Consider the following 24,638-nt stretch of genomic DNA (forward strand, 5'->3'; position numbering starts at 1 on the left):
GTTTGGGCGGCCCAAGGGTCGCTCTTCGAATAATTAAATTGTGTGCAATTAAATTGTTCGCTATTTTTGCGGCTTCTTCCTGATTTCAGAGCGCGCCCCATGAGCGACAACCTGCTGAATATCCCTTGCACCACCATCAAGGGCGAACAAAAGACCCTGGCCGATTTCGCCGGTAAAGCGGTGTTGGTGGTCAACACTGCCAGCAAGTGCGGCTTCACCCCACAGTACAAGGGGCTGGAGGAACTGTGGCAGACCTACAAGGACCAAGGCCTGGTAGTTCTGGGCTTTCCATGCAATCAATTCGGCAAGCAGGAGCCGGGCAATGAGGGCGCGATCAGTGAGTTCTGCGAACTGAATTTCGGTGTCAGCTTCCCGCTGTTCAAAAAGATCGAAGTCAACGGCGCAGGCGCCCACCCACTGTTTGTGCAATTGAAGAAGCGCGCTCCGGGTGTACTCGGTTCTCAGGGCATCAAGTGGAACTTCACCAAGTTCCTGATTGGCAAAGATGGCCAGTTGGTCAAGCGCTTTGCGCCGGCCACCAAGCCGCAGGATCTGAGCCGCGAGATCGAAGCCTTGCTCAAATGAACAGCCTGTCCGTCGATTCGCTGAACCTCGACAGTCAGTTGTGCTTCAAGCTGTATGCGGCTTCTCGTGCGGTGATCCGCGCCTACAAGCCGATGCTCGATCAGCTTGGCCTGACCTACCCGCAATACCTGGCGATGCTGGTGTTGTGGGAATGGCTGGACAGCGCGCCAGAGCAACCGACGGTCAAGGCACTTGGCGAGCGACTGGCGCTGGATTCCGGCACCTTGACCCCATTGCTCAAGCGGCTGGAGCAATTTCAACTGGTACAGCGCCAGCGCTCTGTGCTCGATGAGCGTGAGGTGCATCTGAGTTTGACGGCGGCGGGGCAGGCGCTACGCGAGGAGGTCGGGCCACTGAAGGCCCGTCTGCTGTGCGACAGCGGTGTGGATCTGGACCGATTGAATGGCTTGCGCGACGGACTCGATCACTTGCTGGGTCAGATCAAAGCGCTGGCGTAGTCGTGATCCATTGGTCCAGCAATGCCGCCAGCTCTTCGCGGCGAAACGGCTTGGCCAGGTAGTCACTCATGCCCGCCGCCCGACAGCGTTCACGCTCCTCGGACATAGCGTTGGCGGTCAACGCGACAATCGGCAGGTTTGGCCAGCGTCCGCTCTGGCGAATCTGTCGGCTCGCTTCATAACCGTCCATCACGGGCATGTTGCAGTCCATCAGCACCAGATCGAATTCCTGATACTCCAACTGATCCAGCGCTTCGGCGCCATGGGCAGCCACCACGACATCACAGCCAAGTTTGCCGAGCATGCCTTTGGCCACCAGTTGATTGACCGGGTTGTCCTCGACCAGTAGCACACGCCCACGTCTGACGGGGGGCGAAGTTTCGAGTTGTGCATCGTTGATGGTGGCGACCTCCGGGTTCAAGGTGCGCCGCAGATTCTGATAGAGCGCGTTACGCGCCAGTGGTCGGGCCTGTTGTTGCAGCGGGGCGAGGGCTGCCGCTTCTTCGCTGGGCAGGAAACTGCCGTAGGCGGTCACCAGCAGGATCGGAGCGGTGAGTGTCGGACGCAGCCCGAACAGGCACTCGGGGCAGTCAGTGATCAGTACATCGGGCGACAGCCCCAGCAGCGAGTCGTCCATAGTGCGTTGTTCGTACGCAAGGCCCCAGACCGGCAGCAGATTTTTCAACAACTCTGCCAAGCCGCTGCTGGCGGCGGTAATGGCGAGGACTTTGCCATGCAGAAGCGCCGGAGCCAGTGCTCGGGTATGGCAGGGCAGCGGTAGCTCGGCGCAGAACTGGCTGCCGAAACCGGTCTCGGAAGTGATACTCAGGCGTCCCTGCATGGCTTCGCAGAGGTTGTAAGTCAGCGCCAATCCCAGTCCGGTGCCGCCGTACTGGCGGGTAATGCCGGCACCCGCCTGAGTGAACGGCTGGAAGATCTTCACCTGTGCATCCTGTGCGATACCGATACCGGTGTCGCAGACTTCGATACGCACGCCATCCTTGTAGGTCGACAATCGCACATCCACCCGCCCGAAGCGGGTAAATTTCAGGGCGTTGGACAGCAGGTTGCTGACGATCTGCCGGACCCGGGTCGGATCGCCCAGCACCAGTGCGGGGAAGTGCGGATCAATCAGGCAGGTCAGCTCGACGCTCGGCGCCGCGTTCTGCGACAGCAGGTTGGCGGTGTCCTCGATCAATGAGCCGAGGTCGAACGGGATGTGCTCGAGCTCCAGTTGTCCTGCATCGAATTTAGACAGGTCGAGAATATCGTTGAGCAACTCCACCAGCACTTTGCCCGAGTCGTGGGCGATCGATAGCTGTTGTTGTTGCTCGGCATTCAGCGGTCCGTCGAGTGAAAGCGCGATCATCCCCAGCAGACCGTTGAGTGGCGTGCGGATCTCATGGCTCATGTTGGCCAGGAACGCCGACCGTGCTTCGGCCATCTCCAGCGCCGTGCTGCGGGCGACTTCGAGCTCCTGATTGGACTGGCTGAGCCGGGTATTGATCGCTTTGAGTTCGGCGGTCCGCGTCGAGACGATGTCTTCCAGTTGGCCGAGGTATTCGGTCAGACGGTTTTCGGCGTTGCGCCGCTGCTGGATCTCGGTGGCGATGTTCTCGAATTGCTGATTGGCGACTTTGACCAGTACGCCGATTTCATCGTTGGCATGCCCGGCCGGGCATTCCAGCGTGGCCGCTTCGGCGCTGCGAGGGTCACGTCCGCTGAGCTCGCGAATGACGCGAACCAGCGGTTTGGTCAGCATCACGTAAAACAGCGCCAGCAGAATGCCGGTCAGGATCAGGCTGCGCGCGAATCCATTGAGCAGTGTGACCTCGGCCCGGCGCAGGAAGCGGCTGCCGTACGTGTAGGTGTCGACTTCAAGACTCAGGATCCCCAGCGATTCGTTGGGCAGGTGATCCAGATACAGGCGATCTTCGAATTGACGCTTGGCGCCGAAGAGGAAATCGCTGATCACCCGATAGCCGTTTTGCAGCTCCGGGCGTTTGACACTGGCCAGCTCCGTATTGTTGTTGTCGATCAGTTGCGCAGAAATGATTGCCGGAGAGCGCAGCAGGCCCAAGGCGAGTTCCTGGGCCAGTTCGGCATCGATGTTGTAGGCAATGCGTGATGCCGGGTTATGGCTGATCTCCAGCAAAGACAGGATTTCACGGTTGATGGCGGCGTCTTCACTGGCATAATCGATGCCGATTTGCAGTAGGCTGAGCAGCGTGCCGAGAATGAACCCGACCAGCACAGTAAGCCGGGCTTGTTTGTATGACAGCCGGTGAGTGAATTTGATATCCATGGGGTGTTGAACCACTTCCGTTTCCCTTCGCTGCTCAAGCATAGTCGATCATGTACGGATACCGAGGTTCCCGAATCGCCTTGTAACAAGGCTCGGCGCGGGAGTTTTGATCTGAGTGTCGTCGCTGGATCGCCATCATCACTGTGAAAGGGCCCGAGGAGAAGACGTGGATTCCCGATTGAATGCTTTTCTTGAACGTGCCGAGTCTGTTCTGGCGCGGATCGAACCGTTGTTGCCGGTGCCTCGTCCTGTCATCGACTGGGGGACTTGCCTGGCTGCGCGCTGGCAGCGTGACGGACGCAGCGGTTTTCTGCTGCCGCTGGAGGTCAGCCTCGACATGCGGCTGTCCGACCTGATCGGTGTTGACCGTCAGCTTGAGCAACTGGGGCGCAACACCCGGCAATTCCTCGACGGCATGCCGGCCAACCACGCTTTGCTCTGGGGCTCGCGCGGCACCGGCAAATCCTCGCTGGTCCGGGCGTTGCTCGCCGAGCACGCCAAGGCCGGCCTGCGCCTGATCGAGATCGAGCGCGACCATCTGGCCGACTTGCCGCGCGTGGTCGAGCAGATTGCCAAACTGCCGCAACGTTTTGTGCTGTTCTGCGATGACTTGTCGTTCGAATCCGGTGAAGGTGATTACCGCATTCTCAAAAGCGTGCTTGACGGCTCGCTGGAGCAGGCGCCGGACAACGTCTTGCTGTACGCCACGTCCAATCGCCGTCACCTGGTGCCGGAGAAGGAAAGCGACAACGAAAACTGGACACGCGTCGACGGCGAACTGCACCCCAGTGAAGCGGTGGAGGACAAGATCGCGCTGTCGGATCGTTTCGGTCTGTGGCTGTCGTTTTATCCGTTTACCCAAGAACACTTCCTGAATGTTGTCGAGCACTGGATCGGCCAGTTGGCCGCCAAGGCTGGCCTGAGCTGGCAGCGCGACGAAGCACTGGACATCCTTGCCGTGCGTTGGGCCACCGGCCGCGGCAATCGCAACGGACGTTGCGCGTACCAATTCGCCCGTTATTGGGTGGGACTGAAATTGTTGGAGCACAAGGCATGATTGATTTGCAACAAAGCGGCCAGGGCCTCGAAGGCTATGGCATGTTGGCCGCGCAACTGGAGTCGCTGCTGGCCGATGAGCGCGATTTTATCGCCAACGCTGCGCAGTTTTCCGCGTTCCTGTTCAACCAGCTCGAGGATCTGAACTGGGCGGGTTTCTACCTCAATCGCCACGAAGAGTTGGTGCTCGGCCCGTTTCAGGGCCAGATCGCATGCGTGCGTATTGCGTTCGGGCGCGGTGTCTGCGGTGCTGCGGCGGCAACCTTGCAGACCCAGCGGGTTGAAGACGTTCACGCGTTTCCCGGTCATATCGCCTGCGACAGCGCCTCGAACAGTGAACTGGTCGTGCCGCTGGTCAAGGAGGGGCGCCTGATCGGTGTTCTTGACCTCGACAGCCCGAAGCTTGCGCGATTTGGCGCCACCGATCAGACGGGTATCGAGCAACTGGCGGCGATCTTCCTGCGCCTGACCGACTGCTGATCACGCGCCAAGGCCGGCCTTTTGCAACAGGCTGGCCGTATCCACTGAATCAATCTGGTGGGGGGCGAGAAAACGTTCGGCGTACTGCATGTACACGCCGTCGTTGATGAACAATCCAAACAACTGCGCATCGATGTGCGCCTCGCGGCACATGGTAGCCATGATCCCCAGAGCCTCGCTCAAGGACTTGGCTTTCTTGTAGGGACGATCGGCCGCAGTGAGTGCCTCGAAAATATCGGCGATCGCCATCATTCTTGCTGGCAGGCTCATCTCTTCGCGCTTAAGGCGTTTCGGGTAACCGGTGCCGTCCATTTTTTCATGATGGCCACCCGCGATTTCGGCAATGCTGTCGAGGTGGCCGGGGAAGGGCAGGTGACTGAGCATCATGATCGTCTGCACCATGTGGTGATTGATGATGTAGCGCTCTTCGCGGGTCAGGGTTCCGCGCACGATGCTCAGGTTGTACAGCTCGCCGCGATTGTATTTGTAGCGCGGTACATCCAGCTTGAAGCCCCACGGATTGTCGTCCGCAATCAACTCGTTTGCGTCGCGTTCAAGTAAATGTTCGGGTTTGTCCGCCAGCAACTTTTCGTGTGCTGGCAAACTCTGCACTGGTGTTTTCGCCTGACGCTTGTTTTCTTCCCATGACACGCCCAAACGGTCATCCAGCGTCCGCACCCATGTGCGTTGGGACAGATCATGCAGGCGCTGCAGATCCGCTTCGGCCATCGCTTCACTGCCCAGGTTGCAGCGGGCCACAAAGGCAAAGTCTTCGTCCAGTGCGTACAGGGTTGCATCGCGTCGTTCGGCCAGTGAGGTTTCGTCTCCACCCAGGGCTAGGGCCTGCCAGTAAATGATCCAGGCATCGCGCTTGAGCACTTCGAAACGGGTGCGGATTTCGTGGATGCGGTCGTTGAGGGTTTCCAGTTTGGTGGCCTTGTCGACCACGTATTCCGGCGTCGTGACCTTGCCGCAGTCGTGCAGCCACGCGGCAATGTGCAAGGCTTCCCATTCATCCTCGGTGGGTTGATAGGCCTTGAAGGCGGGCGCCTGGCTCGCCGCAGCGGCCTGGGCGAGCATCAGGGTCAGCTCTGGCACTCGTTGACAATGCCCGCCGGTATAGGGGCTCTTGGCGTCAATGGCCCCGGCGAGTAACTGAATGAATGCATCGAGCAGTTGTTTCTGTCTGGCTTGCAGGCGTTGGCTCTCGATACTCACAGCCGCGGCACCGGAGACTGCCTGCAGGAAGGCAATGCGGTCGGGCCGCAGTTTTTCGAGGTCGGCCGGGGTGCCGCTGTCGTTGATCAGCAGGATCAGCAGCCCGATGGTTTCGTTATGGCGGTTGTGCAGGCGGATGCCGATCAGATGGATGCGCGGCGAGGCCATTGCCAGCAAGACTTTCTGCAGATCCCCGGCCTGATCGACACCCATGTTGCTCACCACATTGTCGGTGCTGACCAATTGTTCAAACCATGCAGGGCCTTGGCTCTCGTGCAGGTCGTGCCCCTGAATATCGAACGCCTCCAACGCTTGAGGTGTGCCATTGATCACCAGCCCGTAAGGCTCCATGCGGCTGTCATCGTTTTCACGCAGATAGATCAGCCCTGCCTGAGCCTGGGCGATCTGCACCGTTTCGAACAGTACCCGTTGCAGCAGCGGTGCGAACCGGGTTTCGGCCCCCAGGGTGTCGGTTATCCGGAAGAAACTTGCCAGGGTATCTTTCATTCGGGCCATCGACACGCTCAATTGGTCGACTTCAAGTACCGGAGAGCGCCGGGCCAGTGGAAAGTTGAAATCGAAACTGCGGATCGCGTCCGCTTCCTTTACCAGCGCATGCAGCGGTTTGACCAGAATACGCGAGATCACCCAACCCAATGGCAGGCACAACAACAAGGTGCCCAGGGTGATCAACGCACCTTGCCAGCGCATGCGATAGGCATCGACCAACAGTTCGTCTTCCGGCACGAGCAACGCCAATTGCAAACCTTTCGGGCCGCCTTCCTGAATGCTGCTGCGTGCGACGATCCATTGCCGGCCGTTCGCTTCCAGTCGATTGCCCGTGTGTGCACCAGACAGCAGCGCATGGAGGCTGGGGCTCAAGTCGGCCGCCCTGGACAGATGCGCGGTGCGGTCATCGACGATCAGGCGGCTGCTATCGGGATAAGCCACGGCATTGCCGTTGGCATCGAACAGGACAATTTCGGTAGAAGGCGTGACGACATGCTTGCTCAAGGTGGCAGACAGGGCGGCCAATGTCAGGTCGGCGCCAATCACCGCATTCTCGCCACTGCGTCGGGCCAGCGTGGTGCCGACATTGTGGGTGGAGAAAAACACATAGGGTTGGGTGGTGATCTGCTCGGTTTGCTGGCGGGCGTCGACGAACCAGGCGCGGCTGCGCGGATCGTAGGCGTCTTCGGTATTGTCCTGGCGGCTGATTGGCGTCAGGGCGAGGTCGAAGAACAGCGATTGCGAATGCATCTTGCCCTGCGGGTCATGCTCGATGCTCCAGACCTGATACGCCGCCGCTTCCGGTGCCTTGAGCAATGTCTTCAAGGCAGCGGTGCGTAGCGGGCGGACCATGAAAAAGTCGCCATTGGCATAACCCAGATAGAGCGAGGCCAGGTTCGGGTTGTCCGTGAGCGACTGGCTGAACGGTCTGAGCAGCGGCAAGCGTTGATCAAGACGCATGGCCTGTGTGGCGGGATTGTCCGCCAGCAGGCTCAACAGGTGCCGGATTGGCTGATAGGTCGCGGACATGTCCAGGCGCACGTCCTGCTCGATCCTGTTGAACAGTTTTTCACTGCTCGACAGGATGATCTGTGTCGTCTGGCGATAATTGAACAGTCCCAGCACCACGCCCGTGAGCAACAGCAGAAACGTGAACATGACACTGATGTGCACGTGCAGCGGGAACCGGCGTTGTTGCGGGCGCAGTGGGCTGGGCATTTCCGGTTCTCCTTGATGGTTAACTCACTGCTCAGCGCCAAGCATAGTTAAGGCACGCTCATTGTGCCTTGATCGGACAATGCTAATTGTTGTTGCAAGGCTTGCTCCAGTTCGAGTATTGCCCGGTTGCTCGCCTCGCAACGGCGGGCGATCTCGTCCGTTGCCAATGCCTGTGCGCAGGCCTGTTCAAGGGCATCGCAGCATTCGATTACGCGTGTTGCCTGAGCGATGCGCGCGGCGCCTTTGATCTTGTGAGCGACCACGGCCAAGGCTCCGGGATTGTCTTGCGGCGACAACGCGAGCAGTTCCTGTCGGTCGAGACGGCTGCTTTTGAGCAGTTCAACCAGCAGCCGCCGAGCCTGTGCAGGATTGCCGCCGGTCAACATGTTCAGACTTTGCAGGTTGAATGCTGGCGAGGGTGAAACCGGGACGATGCCATCGAGCCACTGGCTGAGCAGACTCAGGCTCAGGGGTTTGAACAGGCAATCGTTCATGCCGGCCTGTTTGCAACGTTGTATTTCCTCGGGTTGTGCATTGGCGGTGAAACCCAGCACGGTGCAGGGTGGGCAGCGGCTCTGCAGCTCTTGCTGGCGAATGGCGCGGGTCAGTTCATAGCCATTCATCAAGGGCATGTTGCAGTCGACAATCACCAGGTCGAACCGGCCATCCTTCCACACTTCAAGTCCGCAGCGACCGTTCTCGGCGATGCTGAAGTGATGACCGAGGAACTCCAGTTGCTGACACATCAACAAGCGGTTGGCAGGGTGATCGTCCACCACAAGTACGCGCAGGGGCGCCAGCGAAGTTTTGACAGGGGGTTCACTTCGGGCCGAACTCACCAGGGCCGGCAAGGTTTCCAGCGGCAAGGAAATGCATACCTGGGTGCCGATCCCGGGCTGGCTGCTCAATTGCAGTTGTCCGCCCATCATTTCGCACAGATTGCGACTGATGACCAGGCCCAGACCCGCGCCGCTTCTGGCCTGCTGATGGCTGTTCTGCGCCTGGGCAAAGGGTGCGAACAAACGCTGCTGATCCTCGGCACTGATACCGACGCCGCTGTCCTGTACGGTCAGTTGCATCAGCGCACGAGCCGGCACCTCCGTGCTCATGAGGTCAAGAGTGATCCTGATATGTCCGCGCTCGGTGAACTTGATGGCGTTGCTGATCAGGTTGGACAGCACTTGCTTGAAGCGCAGTGGGTCCAGCTGCACGTCGACCGCCAGATCCGGCGGATTGAAGATGATTTGCAGGGCCAGATTTTTCTGCCGGGCGAGGCCGTCGAAAATTCTGGCGACAGACGCCACCGTGTCGACCAGATTGACCCGTTCCGGACAAAGGCTCAGGCGTCCGGATTCGATCCGTGCGATGTCGAGAATGTCGCCGATCAAGCCCAACAGATCCTTGGCTGAATGGTAGGCAGTGTCGATCGATGAACGGTCCGGATGCTGTTGATCCATGCGTTTGAGCGTCAGCTCGAGCATACCGATCACAGCATTCATCGGTGTGCGGATCTCGTGACTCATGGTGGCAAGAAAAGTGCTCTTGGCACGGTTCGCCTCATCTGCCTGCTCTTTGGCGGTGCGCAACTCGTCGAACAGTTGGCGACGCTCGCTGATGTCGATCCAGCCACCGATGATGCCTTTCACTTCGCCGCTGGAGTCGCGATACGGGATGATCCAGTGATAGATCGTCAGCCGGCGGTTACCGATGTGCAGGGGACGATCCAGTAACTGGGGAATGCCTTCGTTCACTACACGCTGATAATCGGCTTGAAACGCCTGCGCTTCGAAGGCGTTGCTCAGAGTGCCTTGCATGACGCTTTTGCCGATAACATCCTCGCGTCTGGCATTGAATACTTCGAGGTAGCTGTCGTTGCAGCTTTGCAACAGACCTTTGCGGTCGCGAACGTAGATCGGGTGTGGTGTGCCGTTGACCAGTGAGCTCATGAACTCGAACTGGTCGCTCAAGGCTCGCTCGGCTGCCTGGCGCTGTTTGATCTGGTGTCGCATGTAGGCGTTCCAGGCCAGCAGGAGCAGCAGGACCAGGCAGGCTCCTGTGATCACTTGATAGAACAGGCGCTGATAGTTGCGCCAGATGTTCTGCGAGGCGCTGGAGTAACCGCGCCACCGGCCGTTGATCACGCCGAGTTCTTCGGGGGCAATGCTCAACAACGCTTTGTTGATGATCGAACCCAGTTCCTTGTTATCACGGGCAGTTGCCAGGGAGAACGCTGCCTGACCGGTGCCGATGGTGGTGGTGATTTGCAACGCGCGTTCGAAGATCCGCGAAGAAATGAAGTAGTTGGCGATCACCAATGAATTCACCGCGCCGTCAACGTGACCTTCGGCCAGTAGCGAGACGGCGCTGAATGTATCTTCTGTTTCGATCAACTGGATACGTGGGAACTCGCGTCGCAAATACTCGACCATCGGATTGCCTTGGGCAATCGCCAGTCGCTTGTCTTTGAGCTGACCCAGATTGGTCGGGCTGTCAGCGCTTTTGCGAGTCAGCAAGACGTAAGAGTTTTCCAGATAGGGCCGACTGAAGTTCAGGGTTTTTTCCCTCTCGGCAGTTGGCAGCAGTGCAGCTATGAGATCGGCCTTATGGCTGTCGATCTGTTTGATCATCTGTGCGTCGTTACGGCTGCGATGGATCTCGAAGCGCAAGCCGGTGCGCAGGCGGATCAGTTCGAGAAGGTCTGCGCTGATTCCTCGAAAATTGCCGTCGCCGTCGAAGAAGGTCAGCGGCGCGTATGCTTCATTCACCACCACACTCACCACGGGATGCTGTTTGAGCCATGTTTCTTCGCGTCTGGTCAATTGCAGCTTCTGATCGGTGAGGAGCAGGTCGCTGCCGGCGCTCCAGCGTTTGGCGATGTTGTCCCGTTCGCTGCGTGGAACCGCTTTGAGCACGGCGTCGATGATGCCCAGCAATTGCGGATTGTTACGCCGTACGGCGAAGCTGAATCCGAGGGCTTCCTGCTTGCCGAAATTAGCCATGCGGACGTTGTTCAGGTGGCCCTTGTTGATCATGTAATGGGTGGAAAGCGTGTCACCGATAAATACATCGGCCTGATCGAATGCGACGGCGTTGATCGCGTTTTGATAGGAGGGATAACAGGTAATGAGCGCTTTGGGATAAAGCATCTTGACGTCAGGGGGCGGCAGGTAGTGATACACCATGCTCAGTCGCAGGCCTGCCAGGCCTTCGGTCAGGGAGCGGTTTTCGTCTTCGCGGGTAACGAGCACTGGCTGATCAATTGCGTACGGTTCGGATAGCGCGATGTCGGCATTACTGGCTTCGAACCCGTTCGCCGTACCCAGCAGGTCAACCTGGCCGTCGATGAGCGCGTGAATCGCGGCCTCTCGGGAGGGAAAGCGTTTGACCCGGATCGGCAAACCGATGGTTTGACTGAGAAGCCCTGCATAGTCGGCGGTCAGCCCCTCGTAATCGCGACCGCTGGCGGTCATGTCGAAGGGGGGGTAATCGGGGGCAGAGGTGCCCAGTATCAGCTCGCTACGGGTTTGCAGCCACTGTCGTTGAGACTGTTCGAGTGCCACTGGCACCGATTCGCTCGCCGAGCGGCTGAGCAAGTTATAGTCCGGTGAATCAAAAGGCATGGCGAACACATTGCTGCTCAAGAACAGACCGGCACTCAACGCAATTAAATAGTCTTTTAAACGACTGGGCATGCTGGCTCTCACACGAGTGCGTTACGTTTGGCCATCTCGATAAGCTCTACAAGGGATTTGGCTTTGAGTTTCTGCATAAGGCGTTTTTTGTAGGTGCTGACGGTTTTATTGCTGAGAAACATGCCTTTGGCTATTTCCTTGTTGGTGCGCCCTTGGGCAAACAGTTGCAATACCATCAACTCGCGATCGTTGACGGACTTGAAGAGTTCCAGTTCTGTATAACGAATATCGTCGCTGCGAACCGGGTTCAACGCTTGGCTGGGGAAATAGTTGTAACCGGAAAGTACCGCCTTTATAGCACTGACCAACTCGCTCAGGTCTTCCTGTTTACATACATAGCCCGACGCACCGGATTGCATGCAGCGAATTCCGAATAAAGTCGGGCATTGCGCGGTCAGTACCAGGGTTTTCAACGGAGAACTCATGGCGTTGAATCGCGCCAGTACCTCCAGGCCGTCGAGTTTTGGGATGCTGATGTCGAGAATGATCAGGTCGGGCATGCACTCTCGCACCATCTGCATGGCATCGACCCCATTATCGGTCTCTCCGACAACCTTATAACCTTCATGTTCCAGCAGCATGCGAACGGCGAGACGGATGACCGGGTGATCGTCGACAATAAAAACGGAGTTCATAATCAAATCCCATACAAGCACCAATAAAGCGCGCACCTTAGCCCAGATAGATGAAGGCTCGCATGAACTGACTTGGCTTCAGTCGCGATATCGGATTATTCCTACAATTAATGAGGAAAGGTACTACGGTCGAACTAGGTTTGGCGTAAGGATGTACAGGGAATGCAGTGGCTTATAGTTCGGCTTGAATGTTTTACAAGTGTTGGTTGTTAATGGTTTTTTATAGGTGTTTAAGTGTGCTGGTTCGTCGCTTGTTTGTTTTTGTTTGTTTTGCCGTTACGTCGCGCCATAGAACTGCTGAGTGTGCCCGTGTCATAAGGGATTGAGCAGAGAAAGTGATTGCCCGACATTCGGTCGGCTAAATGCCGACCGAATGAGGCTGAATCAGCGACTGGAGCGACCGGTCATTTCCAGCGCCATGTCGCTGGCGTAGCTGTCGGTCATGCCGGCAATGAAATCGATCATGCGTAAAAATGACGTGTGCAACGAACCTTGCGAATCCGGTGCGTTATTGCCCAGCAAATCGAGAATACGTCGACTCTTGAACGACGGCGTGCGCCCGTTGTGTTGTTCCAGTGCAGCACCGCAGAACGAGTTGAGCAGAATCTCCAGCGTCGTGTAGGCGCCGATTTCGTGCAGGGTTTTGCGTTTGTCCTGAAAGATCTTCTTGCGGGCAATGTCCTTGGCGTTCAATACACAGCGCTTGGCCGGGCCGTGCATGTGCTCGACCAGATCGCCGTGCAACGTGCCGGCAAGCAGTGCGTCCTGTTGCTCGACAAAGGCCCGCGCCGCCGCGTTGGTCAAATGTTCGATGGCCTTGCCACGCAGGATTGCCAGTTTGCGTCGACGTGAATCCTGCGGGCCAAGCTGACGATAGGTTTCGGGCAGATCATCGCCCACCAGTCCGAGCAGCAGCGATTCGACTTCGGCGTATTCCAGCAACTCCATCTCAAGACCGTCCTCGAGGTCGATCAGGGCATAGCAGATGTCGTCGGCGGCTTCCATCAGGTACACCAACGGATGGCGCGCCCAGCGCTGGTCTTCCAGTTGCGGCAGTCCGAGCTTTTGAGCGATCTGTTCGAGCAGCGGCAGCTCGCTCTGATAGCAACCGAATTTGTGTTTTTTGTATCCCAGGGAGTCAGCGTGACGGGCTGTCCATGGGTATTTCAGATACGTGCCAAGCGTGGCGTAGGTCAGGCGGGTGCCGCCGTCGAACTGATGGTACTCAAGCTGCGTGAGCACCCGGAAACCCTGGGCATTGCCTTCGAAATTGAGGAAATCGGCGCGTTCGGCTTCACTCATGCCATCAAGCCAGCCACGCCCGGCCGCCTGTTGAAACCAGTGGCGAATGGCATCTTCACCTGAATGGCCGAATGGCGGGTTGCCGATGTCGTGAGCCAGACAAGCCGATTGCACGACCATCCCCAGGTCGGCGGGATCACACCAATCGGGAAGGGCATTGCGCAGGGTTTCTCCGACGCGCATGCCCAACGAGCGGCCGACGCAACTGACTTCCAGTGAATGGGTCAGGCGCGTGTGGATGTGATCGTTGCTCGACACCGGATGCACTTGGGTCTTGCGACCCAGGCGGCGGAAGGCGCCGGAGAAAATGATGCGGTCATGGTCTTTATGGAAAGGGCTGCGGCCGAGCTCTTGCGGGCTGTGCAGGGGCTTTCCGAGGCGTTCGCGGTTGAGCAGGGTGTGCCAATCCAAGGCTGATTCTCTCCGTCTGGTGACTGAATTGCCCTAGCTTCCCGGTTCACGGCGGCACCTGCAAGCGGAACTACAGCCCCGCCGCATCGATGTCGATCAACAATAACCGTTCGCCGTTGTCGAAAAACTGTCCGGCCGTCAGGCAATACTGGTTGCTGGTAGCGTCGCGGTAGGTGTTGGAGAGGGTCAGGCGCCGCTCCTCCCAGCCTTCGGCGAGTAAATGGTAGAAATACGGGCGCCATGACCAGTTGTGCCCCAGATACCGGTTATCAGCGCCCCAGCCGTTGTTGCGCCATTCCAGATTGGGGGTCAGTTGCGTGCCATGACGGTCGCATTGATAAAACCGCAGCAGCCATGGGAAGGCTTCCAGTTGTGGCAATGCACTGAGTGGCGCGTGAGCCTGAGCCCAGTGTTGCAGGATTGCCATCAATTCACTGAGTTGCTTGCGCATCTGCATCAACCGTGAGCGTTCGGCGAGTTTCTGATGAACGTACCGCTGGCGTAGCTCGGCAAAACGCTGCACAAAAGCGTCTGTCGGATAGAAGGCTTCCTGGGCCCGGGCGAACAGAAAACCCTGCACGTAACGGGAACCGCACTCGAGGGCGAAATTCAGTTGGGCTTCGGTCTCGACACCTTCGGCGATGATCCAGCAGCCGGTTTTCTCGGCCATTTGTGCAAGCGCTTTCACCACATCACTGCTCGGGCCGCCTAGGGCGGCGGCCTGAAATAAACGCATGTCGAGTTTGAGGATATCCGGTTGCAACGCCAGTACTCGATCAAGTTGCGAATAACCGGCGCCAAAGTCATCGATGGCAATTCGCGCACCGGCCTGGCGATAACGCGCGACCACTTCGGCAAGGCGCTCACCATTGCCCCCCAATTCGGTGATTTCGAACACGATACGTTGCGGATCAACATCATGTCGTGCCAGTTGTTTACGGCTGGGTAGCGCTTGATCGGAGCGCAGTCGACTGATCCAGCGCGGCGACATGTTCAGGCTGAGAAACCAGTCAGCCGGAGCTTCATGCAAGCGACTCAGGGCGTTGTCACGAATCTGCCGATCAAGGCGGCGCAGTGCGATGGCAGGCGTGCGGCTGTCGGCGAACAATGGCCCGACCGAGGTCAGTTGACCGTCAGCCTGACGCAGGCGTCCTAACGCTTCGACGCCTGCTATGCGTCCGGTGGCCGTGTCGATGAAAGGCTGAAAGCAGGCGAGCGGTTGCCCGTCGATCACGGGGCCTCCTTAGTCGTTCTTGTTCTGGCTGGACCCCGTCGACCGGGTAGGCGCGAGAGGATTGAACCTCCGGATACAGGAGGTTCATCTCGCGGCTATTGCAAGAATGTAGCCAGATGCGTCCGTTCAGCGTTTGCCAGAACCCTGCATGACCAGTTTGATCAGCGGCCCAAGGCTGGTGCCCAGACGAATCAATCGGGTCAGCCCCCCGACGCCGCCGCTTTTCGCGCCTTTGCCGGTAATAAAGCCCAGCAGTGTGACAGCCGCCACGCCCCACAGCGGCGCGTGCTTGATGCCCAAGCCACCCTGCAGGTTTTGTGTCATGCCGCGCATCCGCTGCAGGGGCTGCATCACCTGACCCGCTTCATGGCGGATTTCCTGCCGGTGCATTTCCATGCGAAGGCGGATAAGCGCTTTGCGCATTTCCCGGCGTGAGCTGTTCTGTGGAAGTTCATGCAGGCTCATGGCAGCAGGCGCTCCCGGTCATTGGCCAGCTCTTCGAGCGTGCCGTGGAAGGGCGAGGATTCATCGAAGATCGCAGCCTTGAGGCGCAACCCACAGAAGATCGCCGCCAGGGTGTAGAACACGCACAGGCCGATGATCGCCGGGAGACGGTAGGTATCCCAGAACACAATCAACACCAATGTCGACAAACCGACCAGCAACAGCAGGGCAAACACCAACGCCAGGCCTGCAAAGAGCAACAGGCTGACGGTGCGTGCTTTCTGCTCTTGCAATTCGATGCCGAACAGCTCGACATGACTGTGCAACAAGCCAAGGACGGCAGCGCCCAAACGCCGCGTGGAGGAGGCGGTGCCCGCAGTCGGGCCGGATTCACCGATCGACATGATCAGCGCCGAGTGGCCAGCAGGCCGATCAGGAAGCCGACGCCTGCCGCGATACCAACGGACTGCCAAGGGTTGGCCGACACGTAATCTTCGGTGGCAGTGACAGCGGCCTGACCACGATCACGCAGAGTGTCTTCGGTCAGTTTCAGGGTTTCCCTTGCACGCAGCAGACTGTCGTGGATCTGATCTCGCAGTTCATCGGCCTGATCGCCTGCCAGACTGGCGGTGTGCTCGAGCAAACGTTCGGTGTCGGCGACTAATGTCTGGAAGTCGTTGATCAGGATTTCTTGAGCAGTCTTTGCCTTGATGCTGGCCATGGTGGATCTCCGTAGGTGGCGTCTGAATCGTTCGAGTATGAGCCTTGCGCGAAGGTTCAGTACAAATGACTGGTACAACTTTTGCTGTGTCGTGGTGCGTCGCCCGGCTGTCGTGCGCGGTTGCTGGGCACGCAAGCAGGAAAACCTTAACTCAAACAATCCATGTTCGTGTCAGGACATCGACCTCGTGCGCCAAAGTGGTTCATCGGCCCCTGGGGTTCATGACAGTTTGGTCGCAACTTGGTGCATGAAATGCCCGCACGAACTGCTTTGGTGCCTTTTTAAGCCCTCAGGTCTGCCTCTTTATGGAAAATCTGCAAAGCGCTGTGGACACGCTGGTTCACAGCTCCAATACGTTGTTCATTCTGATCGGTGCGGTGATGGTGCTGGCAATGCACGCCGGTTTCGCTTTTCTGGAGGTCGGTACGGTCCGCCAGAAAAACCAGGTCAACGCATTGTCGAAAATTCTCAGCGATTTCGCCGTCTCGACCCTGGCCTATTTCTTTATAGGTTATTGGATTTCCTACGGCGTGACCTTCATGCAACCGGCGGCGGTGTTGAGCGCCGATCATGGTTATGGGCTGGTGAAGTTTTTCTTCCTGCTGACTTTTGCGGCGGCGATCCCGGCAATCATTTCCGGCGGCATTGCCGAGCGAGCACGCTTTGTTCCGCAATTGTGCGCTACGGCGCTGATCGTGGCGTTCATCTATCCGTTTTTCGAGGGCATGGTCTGGAACGGCAACTATGGCCTGCAAGCCTGGCTGACGGCGCGGTTCGGTGCGGCTTTCCATGACTTTGCCGGTTCTGTGGTGGTACATGCCATGGGCGGCTGGCTGGCGCTGGCGGCGGTGTTGCTGCTCGGCCCGCGTAATGGGCGTTATCGCGAAGGACGTCTGGTGGCCTTCGCGCCGTCGAGCATCCCGTTTCTGGCCTTGGGCTCGTGGATCCTGATTGTTGGCTGGTTCGGCTTTAACGTGATGAGCGCGCAAACGCTGCAAGGGGTCAGTGGTCTGGTGGCTGTCAATTCGTTGATGGCGATGGTCGGTGGCACCATGACGGCACTGATCGTCGGACGCAATGACCCGGGTTTTCTGCATAACGGCCCGTTGGCCGGGTTGGTGGCGATCTGCGCAGGCTCTGATCTGATGCATCCGGTCGGTGCGCTGATAACCGGGGCCATTGCCGGTGCACTGTTTGTCTGGTGCTTTACCGCTGCGCAGGTCAAATGGCGCATCGACGATGTGTTGGGAGTGTGGCCATTGCACGGTTTGTGCGGCGTCTGGGGTGGGATTGCCTGCGGGATTTTCGGCCAGACAGCGCTCGGCGGTCTCGGTGGCGTGAGTCTGATCAGCCAATTGATTGGCTCGGCGCTCGGCGTTGCGGTGGCGCTGATCGGTGGTTTCGCCGTGTACGGTGTGATCAAGGCGTTGCATGGGCTGCGCCTGAGTCAGGAACAAGAGTATTACGGCGCCGACCTGTCATTGCACAAGATCGGCGCGGTGAGTCAGGACTAAGTTTCCTCATGGTCGGCACCGGGGTAAAAACCGTGCAGCAGGCGATAGCGATCAATGCGTACCAGATCGACTTTTTCCTGTACCTGATGCGCCGGCAAACCGAGCATGATCAAGGCGTGCGAGGCCAGCATCAGGCTCGATTCCAACAGTTCCGGCACCACTTCGGTGGCGCCGGCGGCTTTCAATTCGGCCCATTGACTGTCGTCGCGGGTGCGCACCAGAATCGGTACATGTGCGTTGAGCCGGCGGGCTTCCTTGAGGATGCGCAGGGCGACATCGCTCTGATCCACCGCAATCACCAGCAGCCTTGCGCGAAGCAGGCCGACGGCAGTCAGGAGATCTGCGCGTGAGCAATCGCCATAATGCACGTCACTTTCTCCGGATGCGGCTTCCTGTACCCGCACCGGGTCGTTATCCAGAGCAATGTAGGGTTGCTTCGCATTGCACATGAAGCGGCCGATCGATTGGCCGACGCGGCCGTATCCACAAATAACCACATGCTTGTCGAGTTCGGCGTTGAGCGCGCTGATCTCCTCGATCTGTGCTTCCTGGTTGGGTTTGCGATGCAGGGCCGCAGCGATGCGTGGAGCGGCCCGCAGCAACAATGGTGTCAGTAGCATCGAGCAGAAGGTTGCCGCGAGCAGCAGCGCCCCCAATTCGTCGGGCATCATGCTGTTTTGTTGCATCTGCGCCATCAGCGCGAAACAGAATTCGCCGCCCTGTGCCAGGGCCAGACCGCTGCGCCAGGCGGTTTCACTGTCACTGCCGCGCCACTTCACCAGAAGCGCCACAACGATGCCCTTGATGACCATCAATCCGAGTGTGAGGCCGAGAATCAACAGGCTGTGGCTGACGAACAATTGCAGATCGATCAGCATGCCGATGCTGACGAAAAATACCCCGAGCAGAATGTCGCGAAAGGGCCGGATATCAGCCTCGATCTGATGCCGGTAGTGGCTTTCACCCAGCAGCATGCCGGCGAGGAAGGCGCCAAGTGCAGGGGACAGACCCAGCAGGTGAGTCAGCCATGCAGTCAGTAGCACAATTACCAGCGCCAACAGCACAAACAACTCTGCCGAGCGTGAAGCAGCCACTTCATGGAACAGCCGAGGCAACAACCAGCGACTGGCGAACAGCAGGCCGACAAACAGCACCCCGGTTTTCGCCAGGGTCAGCGGCAATGCCCAATACCATGCTTGATCGCTGCTGCCGGCGAACACCGGCACCAGCGTCAGCAGCAAAACGGCGACAACGTCCTGAAACAGTAAAACGCCAATGGCATTCTGGCCGTGACTGCTGAATACCTCGCCGAGGCTGCCCAGCTCTTTGGTCACGATCGCCGTGGACGACAATGACAGTCCGGCGCCGAGCAACAGCGCTGGAGTCATCGGCATGCCCAGCAGCATCAGCAGCAGCCCCAGCAGCGCTGCGCTGATAAGCACCTGCTGGCTGCCCAGGCGAAACACCACCTGGCGCAACGCGATCATCTTCGACAGGGAAAACTCCAGGCCCAGCGAAAACAGCAGAAACACGACGCCCAGTTCGGCCACGTCTGGCAGGTGTTCACTCTCGTTGACCCAGTCGAATGCGCTCGGCCCGACCAGCAGCCCCACGCACAGGTAACCCAGCACCGGCGGTAGCCGCAGACGACGGAACAGGGCAATCACCACGAGGGACGAGGCGAGGATGATCAGCAGGTTGGCAAACACTAGGCACTCCGATGTCAGGCTCTGGCTTCTCAAGCGTAGAGGCAAAAAGAGCGGAAGCATCGCGTAATTGGTTATTGCGTGAACTGATATGAGTCAGGGTTTTGCGAGGGAAACGCCAAAGAGGCGCTGAAGCCTTTGGGCGGTGGTGGCTCGACGGGTTTCCAGGGGAGGCCTAGAATAAATTCATTAAATTTTGGTTGAGCAACCATGCCTCCTGAATGTCAGTTGTTCGGCACCCTGGGGTGTCATTTGTGTGAAGTCGCTGAAGCCCAATTGATGCCTTTTGTCGAGCACGGCCTGCTTGTCGAACTGGTGGATATCGCTGAGGACGAGCGCTGGTTTGAGGCCTATAGCCTGCGGATTCCGGTGCTGCGCCGAGTCGACACCGGTGCGGAACTGGGCTGGCCGTTCAGTGCCGATGAGGTCGCGGCGTTCCTTGGTTGAGGAGCTTTACCGGATTATCCCGCTGGTCGCCGATGCGAATCCACCCCTTGGCACTTCACGGTTTATTCGGTTACTGTATGGGCATACAGTAATTGGGTCAGAGGGACGAACCGTGGTCAATGTCGAACAGTTGAAGAACAGCGTGAACCGTATGTCGGTTGACGTGGTGCGCGAGGCCGTTCTCGAATTGCGCCTTGACGGACTGGTCACGGAAGGCAAGACGCCATTCAACAAATTGCATTTCAACACGTGTTTTGCCGAGATCGAAGCCCTGTTTCAGCGTGCCGGTTACCACAAGCAATTGGATGTGGTTGGCTATCAGGGTTTGCTCTATGCCTTGTATGACCCGGGTCGCTGGGAGGCTGTCGATGTGTTGCGCTGGCTCAAGGAGTTCACCGAGGCGGCGGCACTCAAGTCGATTCCCGCCTGAGGATTCTGCGCTAGGTTCGCTTCTCTCATTGCGGGATAATGCCAGCCTGCATTGAGGGTCCGAATTTTCGTATGTCCACATCAACATTCTCTGCTGCGCAAAATCAGGCCAGCACGCTTTATCTGCCGCCCGGTAAGTGGCCGACCGTACTCGATTGTCTGTGCGAGCACTTCAGTGCCATTGGTCGCGAGCAATGGCTGGACCGAATCGCCCGGGGGCGGGTACTCGATGGTCAGGGGCAGCCAATAGCGGTGGACCTGCCCTACAAGGAAGGCTTGCGGATTCACTACTTTCGCGAGGTGCCGGACGAAAAGCCGATCCCGGTGGTCGAGTCGATTCTCTATGCCGATGAGCACTTGGTGGTGGCTGACAAACCTCACTTCCTGCCTGTCACGCCGGCCGGCGAGTATGTCGAGCAAACCTTGCTGCGCCGGCTGATCCGGCGTCTGGATAATCCCCATCTGGTGCCATTGCACCGTATCGACCGGCATACGGCGGGGCTGGTGATTTTTTCTGCCAATCCACAAACCCGCTCGGCGTATCAGTCGCTATTTCCGACGCGGCAGATCGACAAACGCTACGAAGCCATTGCTCCTGCCTTGCCCGAACTGAGCTTCCCGTTGGTGCATAAGAGCCGCCTGATCGAGGGGGAACCGTTTTTCCGCATGCAGGAGGGGCCGGGAGTCAGTAACACTGAAACGGCTGTCGAGGTTCGGGAGAAGAATGGCAATCTCTGGCGCTACGGCCTGTATCCAGTGACCGGCAAGAAGCATCAACTGCGTGTCCACATGACCGCGCTGGGGGCAAGTATCTGCAACGATCCGTTTTACCCGGATGCGCTGAAAGACGTTGAGGACGACTATGCCAATCCGCTGAAACTCTTGGCGCAAGGACTTCGTTTTATCGACCCGGTAACAGGTGAGGAGCGCGAGTTCGAGAGTCGTATCACCCTGCAATGGTGACGCCGTGCGCACTTTTTGAGTGTCCATGAAAAAGCCCGCATGAAAATGCGGGCTTTTCTGTATCCGTTGTCGACGTAGAGCTTAAAGCTCTTTAACGGTACGAACCTGATCCTTGTTGATGCGAGTTTCTTTACCGTCCAGCTGTTTGAACTCGTAGAAACCTGAATCTTCGTCGTATTGCGGGGTGTCGACGGCCTGGATTTCGCGACCGTCATTCAAGGTGATCACTGTAGGCGAGGAGCAACCGGCGAGGGTAGCGAGGCCCAGTGCGAGCATGAAAGTGGCGAGGGTCCGTTGAGTCATTAGTGTGTCTCCGAATGGGAATTCTTTTGGTTACTGAGCTTGAGACGTACGCAAGACGTCAGAGTTCCTTCGATAATGTCAGTCTGACACGGTGTTGTGTGAATTTAACAGGTCGGGGGTGTTCAGGTTAGCCAGTCGCGGGTCGTTGTCGGGGCATTGCAGGGCATTGGCGCCCAAGCTGCGCATCACTCGGCCGGGGCTGCGTTCACCGGCGTTCCAGGCGTCTTCGAAGGCCGGTAAAAGGGCGGCCGGAATCACGCAGAGCAAAGGTTCCCAGTGCTTGCCGTGGCGCAACATTAAAGGTTTGTCAGGATGCCGGTTGGCGGTTTCGCGCATGTCGTGCAGCAGCGCTGCGTCGATACTCGGAACATCACATGGCAATACCAGCAGGTGAGGATGGCGCGCGGCTTTCAGGCCCGCACGAATGCCCGCCAATGGTCCTGGAAAGTCGCTCTCGTCATCGATCACCAATTGATCGGCGAACAGCGCATAACGCTCGCGATTGCGATTGCAGGAGATGATCAGGTCGTCAGTCAGTGGGCGAGTCTTGCGCTGCAAATGTGCGATCAGCGGGTCGCCCCTCCACTCCACCAGACCTTTGTCCTGACCGCCCATGCGCTGGCCGCGTCCGCCTGCCAGAAGGAGAATGGAGCAGGGCGGCAGTTGCGTCTTCAAAGTCATGGCTGCTCTCCAGAGGGGCGGCAAAAAAAGGGGGCGCTGTGATATAACACCGGGCTGTTTCCCCTACAACTGGACGAGCCTATGAAAGCCAAGGCTGATGTACCTTTCGTGCCGCTCAATATTGCGGTTCTGACTGTCAGCGATACCCGAACCCTGGAAACCGACACCTCAGGTCAGGTCTTCGTCGACCGCTTGACTGCAGCTGGCCACGTTCTGGCCGAGCGTGTCTTGCTTAAAGATGACCTCTACAAAATTCGAGCGCAAGTCGCCCACTGGATCGCCGATGATGTCGTGCAGGTTGTGCTGATCACCGGTGGCACCGGTTTCACGGGGCGTGACAGCACGCCGGAAGCCGTGGCGTGCTTGCTCGACAAGCAAGTGGATGGGTTTGGCGAGTTGTTCCGGCAGATATCGGTGGCCGATATCGGCACCTCTACCGTGCAGTCCCGTGCGCTGGCCGGCCTGGCGAATGGCACACTGGTTTGCTGCTTGCCGGGTTCGACCAACGCCGTGCGCACGGGCTGGGATGGCATTCTTGGCGAGCAATTGGACGCTCGCCACCGCCCGTGCAATTTCGTGCCTCATCTGAAAAAGGCGATGCCTTGTGAGTCCCGTGGGTAAGCCGGGCAAGACGGGCTCGCTGATGCCGGTCGAGGAAGCGCTGGCGCGTTTGCTGGATATGGCCGAGGCCTCGCCAATCGTCGAGCATGAGTATTTGCCACTGGCGCTGGTCGAAGGTCGGGTGCTGGCCGAAGATTTGATTTCGCCCCTCGATCTGCCACCTTGGCCCAATAGCGCCATGGATGGATATGCCCTGAACCTGGCCGACTGGACCGGCGAACCTCTGCCAGTCAGTCAAAAGGTGTTTGCCGGGCAGTCTCCCGAAGCTCTGAAACCCGGTACCTGTGCGCGCATCTTTACGGGAGCGCCGGTACCGTCTGGGGCTGATTGCGTAGAAATGCAGGAAAACGCTGACGTTCAGACTGATGGAACCGTACGCTTCATCGAACCGATGAAGATCGGCCAGAACATTCGCCCACAAGGTCAGGAAACAACGGTCGGTGAGTTGATCCTGTCGGCCGGAACCCGGCTTGGCCCGATTGAGCAAGGTTTGGCTGCTTCGCTGGGCTGCGCCGGTCTGACGGTTGTGCGCAAGGTTCGGGTGGCGGTGATTTCCACTGGCGACGAATTGGTCGAGCCGGGTCAACCGCTGGGGCCAGGGCAGATCTACAACAGTAATCGGGTGCTGCTGTGCAGCTGGTTACAGCGTCTGGGCTGTGAAGTGATCGACGCAGGCATTCTTCCGGATGATCTGGCTGCCACCCGCGCTCGCTTGGGTGAGTTGCAGGATGTTGATCTGATTCTTTCCACCGGAGGCGTTTCGGTGGGAGAGGCTGATTTTCTGGGTGTCGCTTTGCGAGAAGAGGGCGAACTGGGCCTTTGGAAACTGGCAATCAAGCCCGGAAAGCCGCTGACATTTGGCCATTTCCGCAATGTGCCCGTTATCGGGTTGCCCGGTAACCCGGCTTCGACGTTGGTGACTTTCGCGCTGCTGGCTCGGCCTTACCTGATGAGGCGCCAAGGCGTGCGGGATGTCGGCCCCCTGAAGTTCAAGGTGCCAGCAGGCTTTGTCTGGCCTGTTGCCGGCAATCGGCGTGAATACTTGCGGGGGCGTCTTGAACAGGGGAGGGCGACTATCTACCGCAACCAGAGCTCAGGTGTGTTGCGCAGCGCCGCGTGGGCAGACGGATTGGTTGAAGTATTGGAGGGGGGCACTCTGCTCGAAGGAGACGAGGTCGTCTTCATTCCGCTGAGTGATCTCCTGGGCTGAACCCTGCTTCGCAAATGCAGGCGTCGACTGATCCTGTCGACGCCTGCAATGTTTCGTTCGGTCAATGGCTGATCAGTGCAACAAGCTGGTCGAATCGGCTATTGGCCACCCAACCCAACAGACTCAGCACTACGGCTGTTGCGCCCGCCGAGTAGGCGAGACGGTGTTTGATCGTTCTGACGTCACTTCGGACTTCGTCCATGTCCCGTCGAATGTATTTGAGGTGGGTTTCCAACTCGGTCACACGAGGTTCCATATCTGTTTCTCCAGTGGTCTTGGTGCTGCTTTTGAAATCGGACTTGTGACTCGCGCGACATTCGGCGAGAGGGGCAACCGGACTCACTGGCATTCTGGCTTCATGGCTTGACATGGACATATCCACTTGCTGTTTCAAATGTACGCCAGCGACCTTCTTCATCTTTCGAGCTATTAAAAAACCTTGGGGAGTTTCCACTCATTACATGCACATCCTTGTGTTGTCGGATTGATGATTGA

Annotated in this window: 23 protein-coding genes; 10 read left to right on the forward strand and 13 right to left on the reverse strand. The window is 58.3% G+C overall.

Translation table 11 applies throughout. The features are described 5' to 3' along the window. Positions 1-99 precede the first annotated feature (99 nt). Both ACIOWA_RS01965 and ACIOWA_RS01970 read left to right on the forward strand, forming a co-directional pair. Positions 100-585 carry a glutathione peroxidase gene (locus ACIOWA_RS01965; RefSeq protein ID WP_034155230.1) on the forward strand — a complete coding sequence of 162 codons (486 nt, stop codon included), beginning with the start codon at positions 100-102 and terminating at the stop codon, positions 583-585. Beyond that, positions 582-1,043: a MarR family winged helix-turn-helix transcriptional regulator gene (locus tag ACIOWA_RS01970; RefSeq protein WP_401157903.1), complete on the forward strand. Its 462-nt coding sequence runs from the start codon at positions 582-584 to the stop codon at positions 1,041-1,043. Before ACIOWA_RS01965 ends, ACIOWA_RS01970 begins: the two co-directional genes overlap by 4 nt. On the opposite strand, the gene ACIOWA_RS01975 is transcribed toward ACIOWA_RS01970, so the two are convergent. Beyond that, complete coding sequence (locus tag ACIOWA_RS01975; RefSeq protein ID WP_401157905.1) at positions 1,027-3,348, reverse strand: response regulator; 2,322 nt, start codon at positions 3,346-3,348, stop codon at positions 1,027-1,029. The two genes, ACIOWA_RS01970 and ACIOWA_RS01975, sit on opposite strands and share 17 nt — an antisense overlap. A 166-nt stretch (positions 3,349-3,514) precedes the next feature. Between ACIOWA_RS01975 and ACIOWA_RS01980 the strand changes: the two genes are divergently transcribed. Both ACIOWA_RS01980 and ACIOWA_RS01985 read left to right on the forward strand, forming a co-directional pair. After that, positions 3,515-4,405 carry an ATP-binding protein gene (locus ACIOWA_RS01980; protein WP_339431206.1) on the forward strand — a complete coding sequence of 297 codons (891 nt, stop codon included), beginning with the start codon at positions 3,515-3,517 and terminating at the stop codon, positions 4,403-4,405. Beyond that, a complete protein-coding gene (locus ACIOWA_RS01985) occupies positions 4,402-4,884 on the forward strand; it encodes a GAF domain-containing protein (RefSeq protein ID WP_339431207.1) in 483 nt (160 codons plus the stop codon). The genes ACIOWA_RS01980 and ACIOWA_RS01985 overlap by 4 nt, the downstream gene beginning before the upstream one ends. Here ACIOWA_RS01985 and ACIOWA_RS01990 read toward each other — a convergent pair whose 3' ends face one another. The 8 genes from ACIOWA_RS01990 to ACIOWA_RS02025 all read right to left on the reverse strand — a co-directional run bounded on the left by ACIOWA_RS01990 (position 4,885) and on the right by ACIOWA_RS02025 (position 16,269). Further along, positions 4,885-7,830 (reverse strand): HD domain-containing phosphohydrolase, encoded by a 2,946-nt coding sequence (locus tag ACIOWA_RS01990; protein WP_401157907.1) that lies wholly within the window; start codon positions 7,828-7,830, stop codon positions 4,885-4,887. Positions 7,831-7,877: 47 nt separating this feature from the next. After that, positions 7,878-11,522, reverse strand: a complete 3,645-nt coding sequence (locus ACIOWA_RS01995; RefSeq protein ID WP_339538618.1) for a transporter substrate-binding domain-containing protein — start codon at positions 11,520-11,522, stop codon at positions 7,878-7,880. Between the two features lie 8 nt (positions 11,523-11,530). After that, a complete protein-coding gene (locus ACIOWA_RS02000) occupies positions 11,531-12,157 on the reverse strand; it encodes a response regulator transcription factor (RefSeq protein ID WP_103304761.1) in 627 nt (208 codons plus the stop codon). 384 nt (positions 12,158-12,541) lie between these two features. After that, on the reverse strand, positions 12,542-13,870 hold the full coding sequence (locus ACIOWA_RS02005) for a deoxyguanosinetriphosphate triphosphohydrolase (RefSeq protein ID WP_401157910.1): 1,329 nt from the start codon (positions 13,868-13,870) through the stop codon (positions 12,542-12,544). A 70-nt stretch (positions 13,871-13,940) separates the two neighbouring features. After that, positions 13,941-15,104, reverse strand: coding sequence for an EAL domain-containing protein (locus ACIOWA_RS02010; protein ID WP_401157912.1), 1,164 nt, complete (start codon positions 15,102-15,104; stop codon positions 13,941-13,943). Between the two features lie 126 nt (positions 15,105-15,230). Continuing rightward, the gene (locus ACIOWA_RS02015; protein ID WP_339431213.1) at positions 15,231-15,569 is read right to left on the reverse strand and encodes a hypothetical protein; all 339 of its coding nucleotides are present in this window, start codon (positions 15,567-15,569) and stop codon (positions 15,231-15,233) included. Next, complete coding sequence (locus ACIOWA_RS02020) at positions 15,566-15,952, reverse strand: phage holin family protein (protein ID WP_221729181.1); 387 nt, start codon at positions 15,950-15,952, stop codon at positions 15,566-15,568. Before ACIOWA_RS02020 ends, ACIOWA_RS02015 begins: the two co-directional genes overlap by 4 nt. Before the next feature lie 2 nt (positions 15,953-15,954). Next, positions 15,955-16,269 carry a DUF883 family protein gene (locus ACIOWA_RS02025; RefSeq protein WP_339431214.1) on the reverse strand — a complete coding sequence of 105 codons (315 nt, stop codon included), beginning with the start codon at positions 16,267-16,269 and terminating at the stop codon, positions 15,955-15,957. 305 nt (positions 16,270-16,574) lie between these two features. Here ACIOWA_RS02025 and ACIOWA_RS02030 point away from each other — a divergent pair, with 305 nt between their 5' ends. Beyond that, on the forward strand, positions 16,575-17,783 hold the full coding sequence (locus ACIOWA_RS02030; RefSeq protein WP_339431215.1) for an ammonium transporter: 1,209 nt from the start codon (positions 16,575-16,577) through the stop codon (positions 17,781-17,783). Here the strand turns inward: ACIOWA_RS02030 and ACIOWA_RS02035 are convergent. After that, positions 17,780-19,492: a monovalent cation:proton antiporter-2 (CPA2) family protein gene (locus tag ACIOWA_RS02035; RefSeq protein WP_339431216.1), complete on the reverse strand. Its 1,713-nt coding sequence runs from the start codon at positions 19,490-19,492 to the stop codon at positions 17,780-17,782. The two genes, ACIOWA_RS02030 and ACIOWA_RS02035, sit on opposite strands and share 4 nt — an antisense overlap. A gap of 207 nt (positions 19,493-19,699) precedes the next feature. Here ACIOWA_RS02035 and ACIOWA_RS02040 point away from each other — a divergent pair, with 207 nt between their 5' ends. The 3 genes from ACIOWA_RS02040 (at position 19,700) to ACIOWA_RS02050 (ending at position 21,328) form a co-directional block, all read left to right on the forward strand. Further along, positions 19,700-19,936: a glutaredoxin family protein gene (locus ACIOWA_RS02040; RefSeq protein WP_339431217.1), complete on the forward strand. Its 237-nt coding sequence runs from the start codon at positions 19,700-19,702 to the stop codon at positions 19,934-19,936. Between the two features lie 112 nt (positions 19,937-20,048). Continuing rightward, on the forward strand, positions 20,049-20,366 hold the full coding sequence (locus tag ACIOWA_RS02045; protein WP_003226726.1) for a transcriptional regulator: 318 nt from the start codon (positions 20,049-20,051) through the stop codon (positions 20,364-20,366). Between the two features lie 71 nt (positions 20,367-20,437). After that, the gene (locus ACIOWA_RS02050; RefSeq protein WP_339431218.1) at positions 20,438-21,328 is read left to right on the forward strand and encodes a pseudouridine synthase; all 891 of its coding nucleotides are present in this window, start codon (positions 20,438-20,440) and stop codon (positions 21,326-21,328) included. Positions 21,329-21,409: 81 nt separating this feature from the next. Here ACIOWA_RS02050 and ACIOWA_RS02055 read toward each other — a convergent pair whose 3' ends face one another. Together ACIOWA_RS02055 and mobA are read right to left on the reverse strand one after the other, a co-directional pair. Further along, positions 21,410-21,631: a YgdI/YgdR family lipoprotein gene (locus ACIOWA_RS02055; protein WP_339431219.1), complete on the reverse strand. Its 222-nt coding sequence runs from the start codon at positions 21,629-21,631 to the stop codon at positions 21,410-21,412. Positions 21,632-21,709: 78 nt separating this feature from the next. Continuing rightward, complete coding sequence (mobA, locus tag ACIOWA_RS02060; protein WP_339431220.1) at positions 21,710-22,312, reverse strand: molybdenum cofactor guanylyltransferase MobA; 603 nt, start codon at positions 22,310-22,312, stop codon at positions 21,710-21,712. 81 nt (positions 22,313-22,393) lie between these two features. Between mobA and moaB the strand changes: the two genes are divergently transcribed. Both moaB and glp read left to right on the forward strand, forming a co-directional pair. Further along, positions 22,394-22,933, forward strand: coding sequence for a molybdenum cofactor biosynthesis protein B (gene moaB, locus ACIOWA_RS02065; RefSeq protein WP_339431221.1), 540 nt, complete (start codon positions 22,394-22,396; stop codon positions 22,931-22,933). After that, on the forward strand, positions 22,917-24,143 hold the full coding sequence (gene glp, locus ACIOWA_RS02070) for a gephyrin-like molybdotransferase Glp (protein ID WP_401157916.1): 1,227 nt from the start codon (positions 22,917-22,919) through the stop codon (positions 24,141-24,143). Before moaB ends, glp begins: the two co-directional genes overlap by 17 nt. A gap of 61 nt (positions 24,144-24,204) precedes the next feature. On the opposite strand, the gene ACIOWA_RS02075 is transcribed toward glp, so the two are convergent. After that, the gene (locus ACIOWA_RS02075) at positions 24,205-24,513 is read right to left on the reverse strand and encodes a hypothetical protein (protein WP_339431274.1); all 309 of its coding nucleotides are present in this window, start codon (positions 24,511-24,513) and stop codon (positions 24,205-24,207) included. Positions 24,514-24,638: the final 125 nt, after the last annotated feature.

Source organism: Pseudomonas sp. NPDC087614, from assembly GCF_044743485.1.
Classification (GTDB): domain Bacteria; phylum Pseudomonadota; class Gammaproteobacteria; order Pseudomonadales; family Pseudomonadaceae; genus Aquipseudomonas; species Aquipseudomonas baetica_A.

Excerpts from the sequence above, each read along its gene's own strand:
- ACIOWA_RS01965 (WP_034155230.1), top strand. The coding sequence starts at position 100 with ATGAGCGACAACCTGCTGAATATCCCTTGCACCACCATCAAGGGCGAA.
- ACIOWA_RS01970 (WP_401157903.1), top strand. The coding sequence starts at position 582 with ATGAACAGCCTGTCCGTCGATTCGCTGAACCTCGACAGTCAGTTGTGC.
- ACIOWA_RS01975 (WP_401157905.1), bottom strand. The coding sequence starts at position 3,348 with ATGGATATCAAATTCACTCACCGGCTGTCATACAAACAAGCCCGGCTT.
- ACIOWA_RS01985 (WP_339431207.1), top strand. The coding sequence starts at position 4,402 with ATGATTGATTTGCAACAAAGCGGCCAGGGCCTCGAAGGCTATGGCATG.
- ACIOWA_RS01990 (WP_401157907.1), bottom strand. The coding sequence starts at position 7,830 with ATGCCCAGCCCACTGCGCCCGCAACAACGCCGGTTCCCGCTGCACGTG.
- ACIOWA_RS01995 (WP_339538618.1), bottom strand. The coding sequence starts at position 11,522 with ATGCCCAGTCGTTTAAAAGACTATTTAATTGCGTTGAGTGCCGGTCTG.
- ACIOWA_RS02000 (WP_103304761.1), bottom strand. The coding sequence starts at position 12,157 with ATGAACTCCGTTTTTATTGTCGACGATCACCCGGTCATCCGTCTCGCC.
- ACIOWA_RS02015 (WP_339431213.1), bottom strand. The coding sequence starts at position 15,569 with ATGAGCCTGCATGAACTTCCACAGAACAGCTCACGCCGGGAAATGCGC.
- ACIOWA_RS02020 (WP_221729181.1), bottom strand. The coding sequence starts at position 15,952 with ATGTCGATCGGTGAATCCGGCCCGACTGCGGGCACCGCCTCCTCCACG.
- ACIOWA_RS02025 (WP_339431214.1), bottom strand. The coding sequence starts at position 16,269 with ATGGCCAGCATCAAGGCAAAGACTGCTCAAGAAATCCTGATCAACGAC.
- ACIOWA_RS02030 (WP_339431215.1), top strand. The coding sequence starts at position 16,575 with ATGGAAAATCTGCAAAGCGCTGTGGACACGCTGGTTCACAGCTCCAAT.
- ACIOWA_RS02040 (WP_339431217.1), top strand. The coding sequence starts at position 19,700 with ATGCCTCCTGAATGTCAGTTGTTCGGCACCCTGGGGTGTCATTTGTGT.
- ACIOWA_RS02050 (WP_339431218.1), top strand. The coding sequence starts at position 20,438 with ATGTCCACATCAACATTCTCTGCTGCGCAAAATCAGGCCAGCACGCTT.
- ACIOWA_RS02055 (WP_339431219.1), bottom strand. The coding sequence starts at position 21,631 with ATGACTCAACGGACCCTCGCCACTTTCATGCTCGCACTGGGCCTCGCT.
- mobA (WP_339431220.1), bottom strand. The coding sequence starts at position 22,312 with ATGACTTTGAAGACGCAACTGCCGCCCTGCTCCATTCTCCTTCTGGCA.
- moaB (WP_339431221.1), top strand. The coding sequence starts at position 22,394 with ATGAAAGCCAAGGCTGATGTACCTTTCGTGCCGCTCAATATTGCGGTT.
- ACIOWA_RS02075 (WP_339431274.1), bottom strand. The coding sequence starts at position 24,513 with ATGTCAAGCCATGAAGCCAGAATGCCAGTGAGTCCGGTTGCCCCTCTC.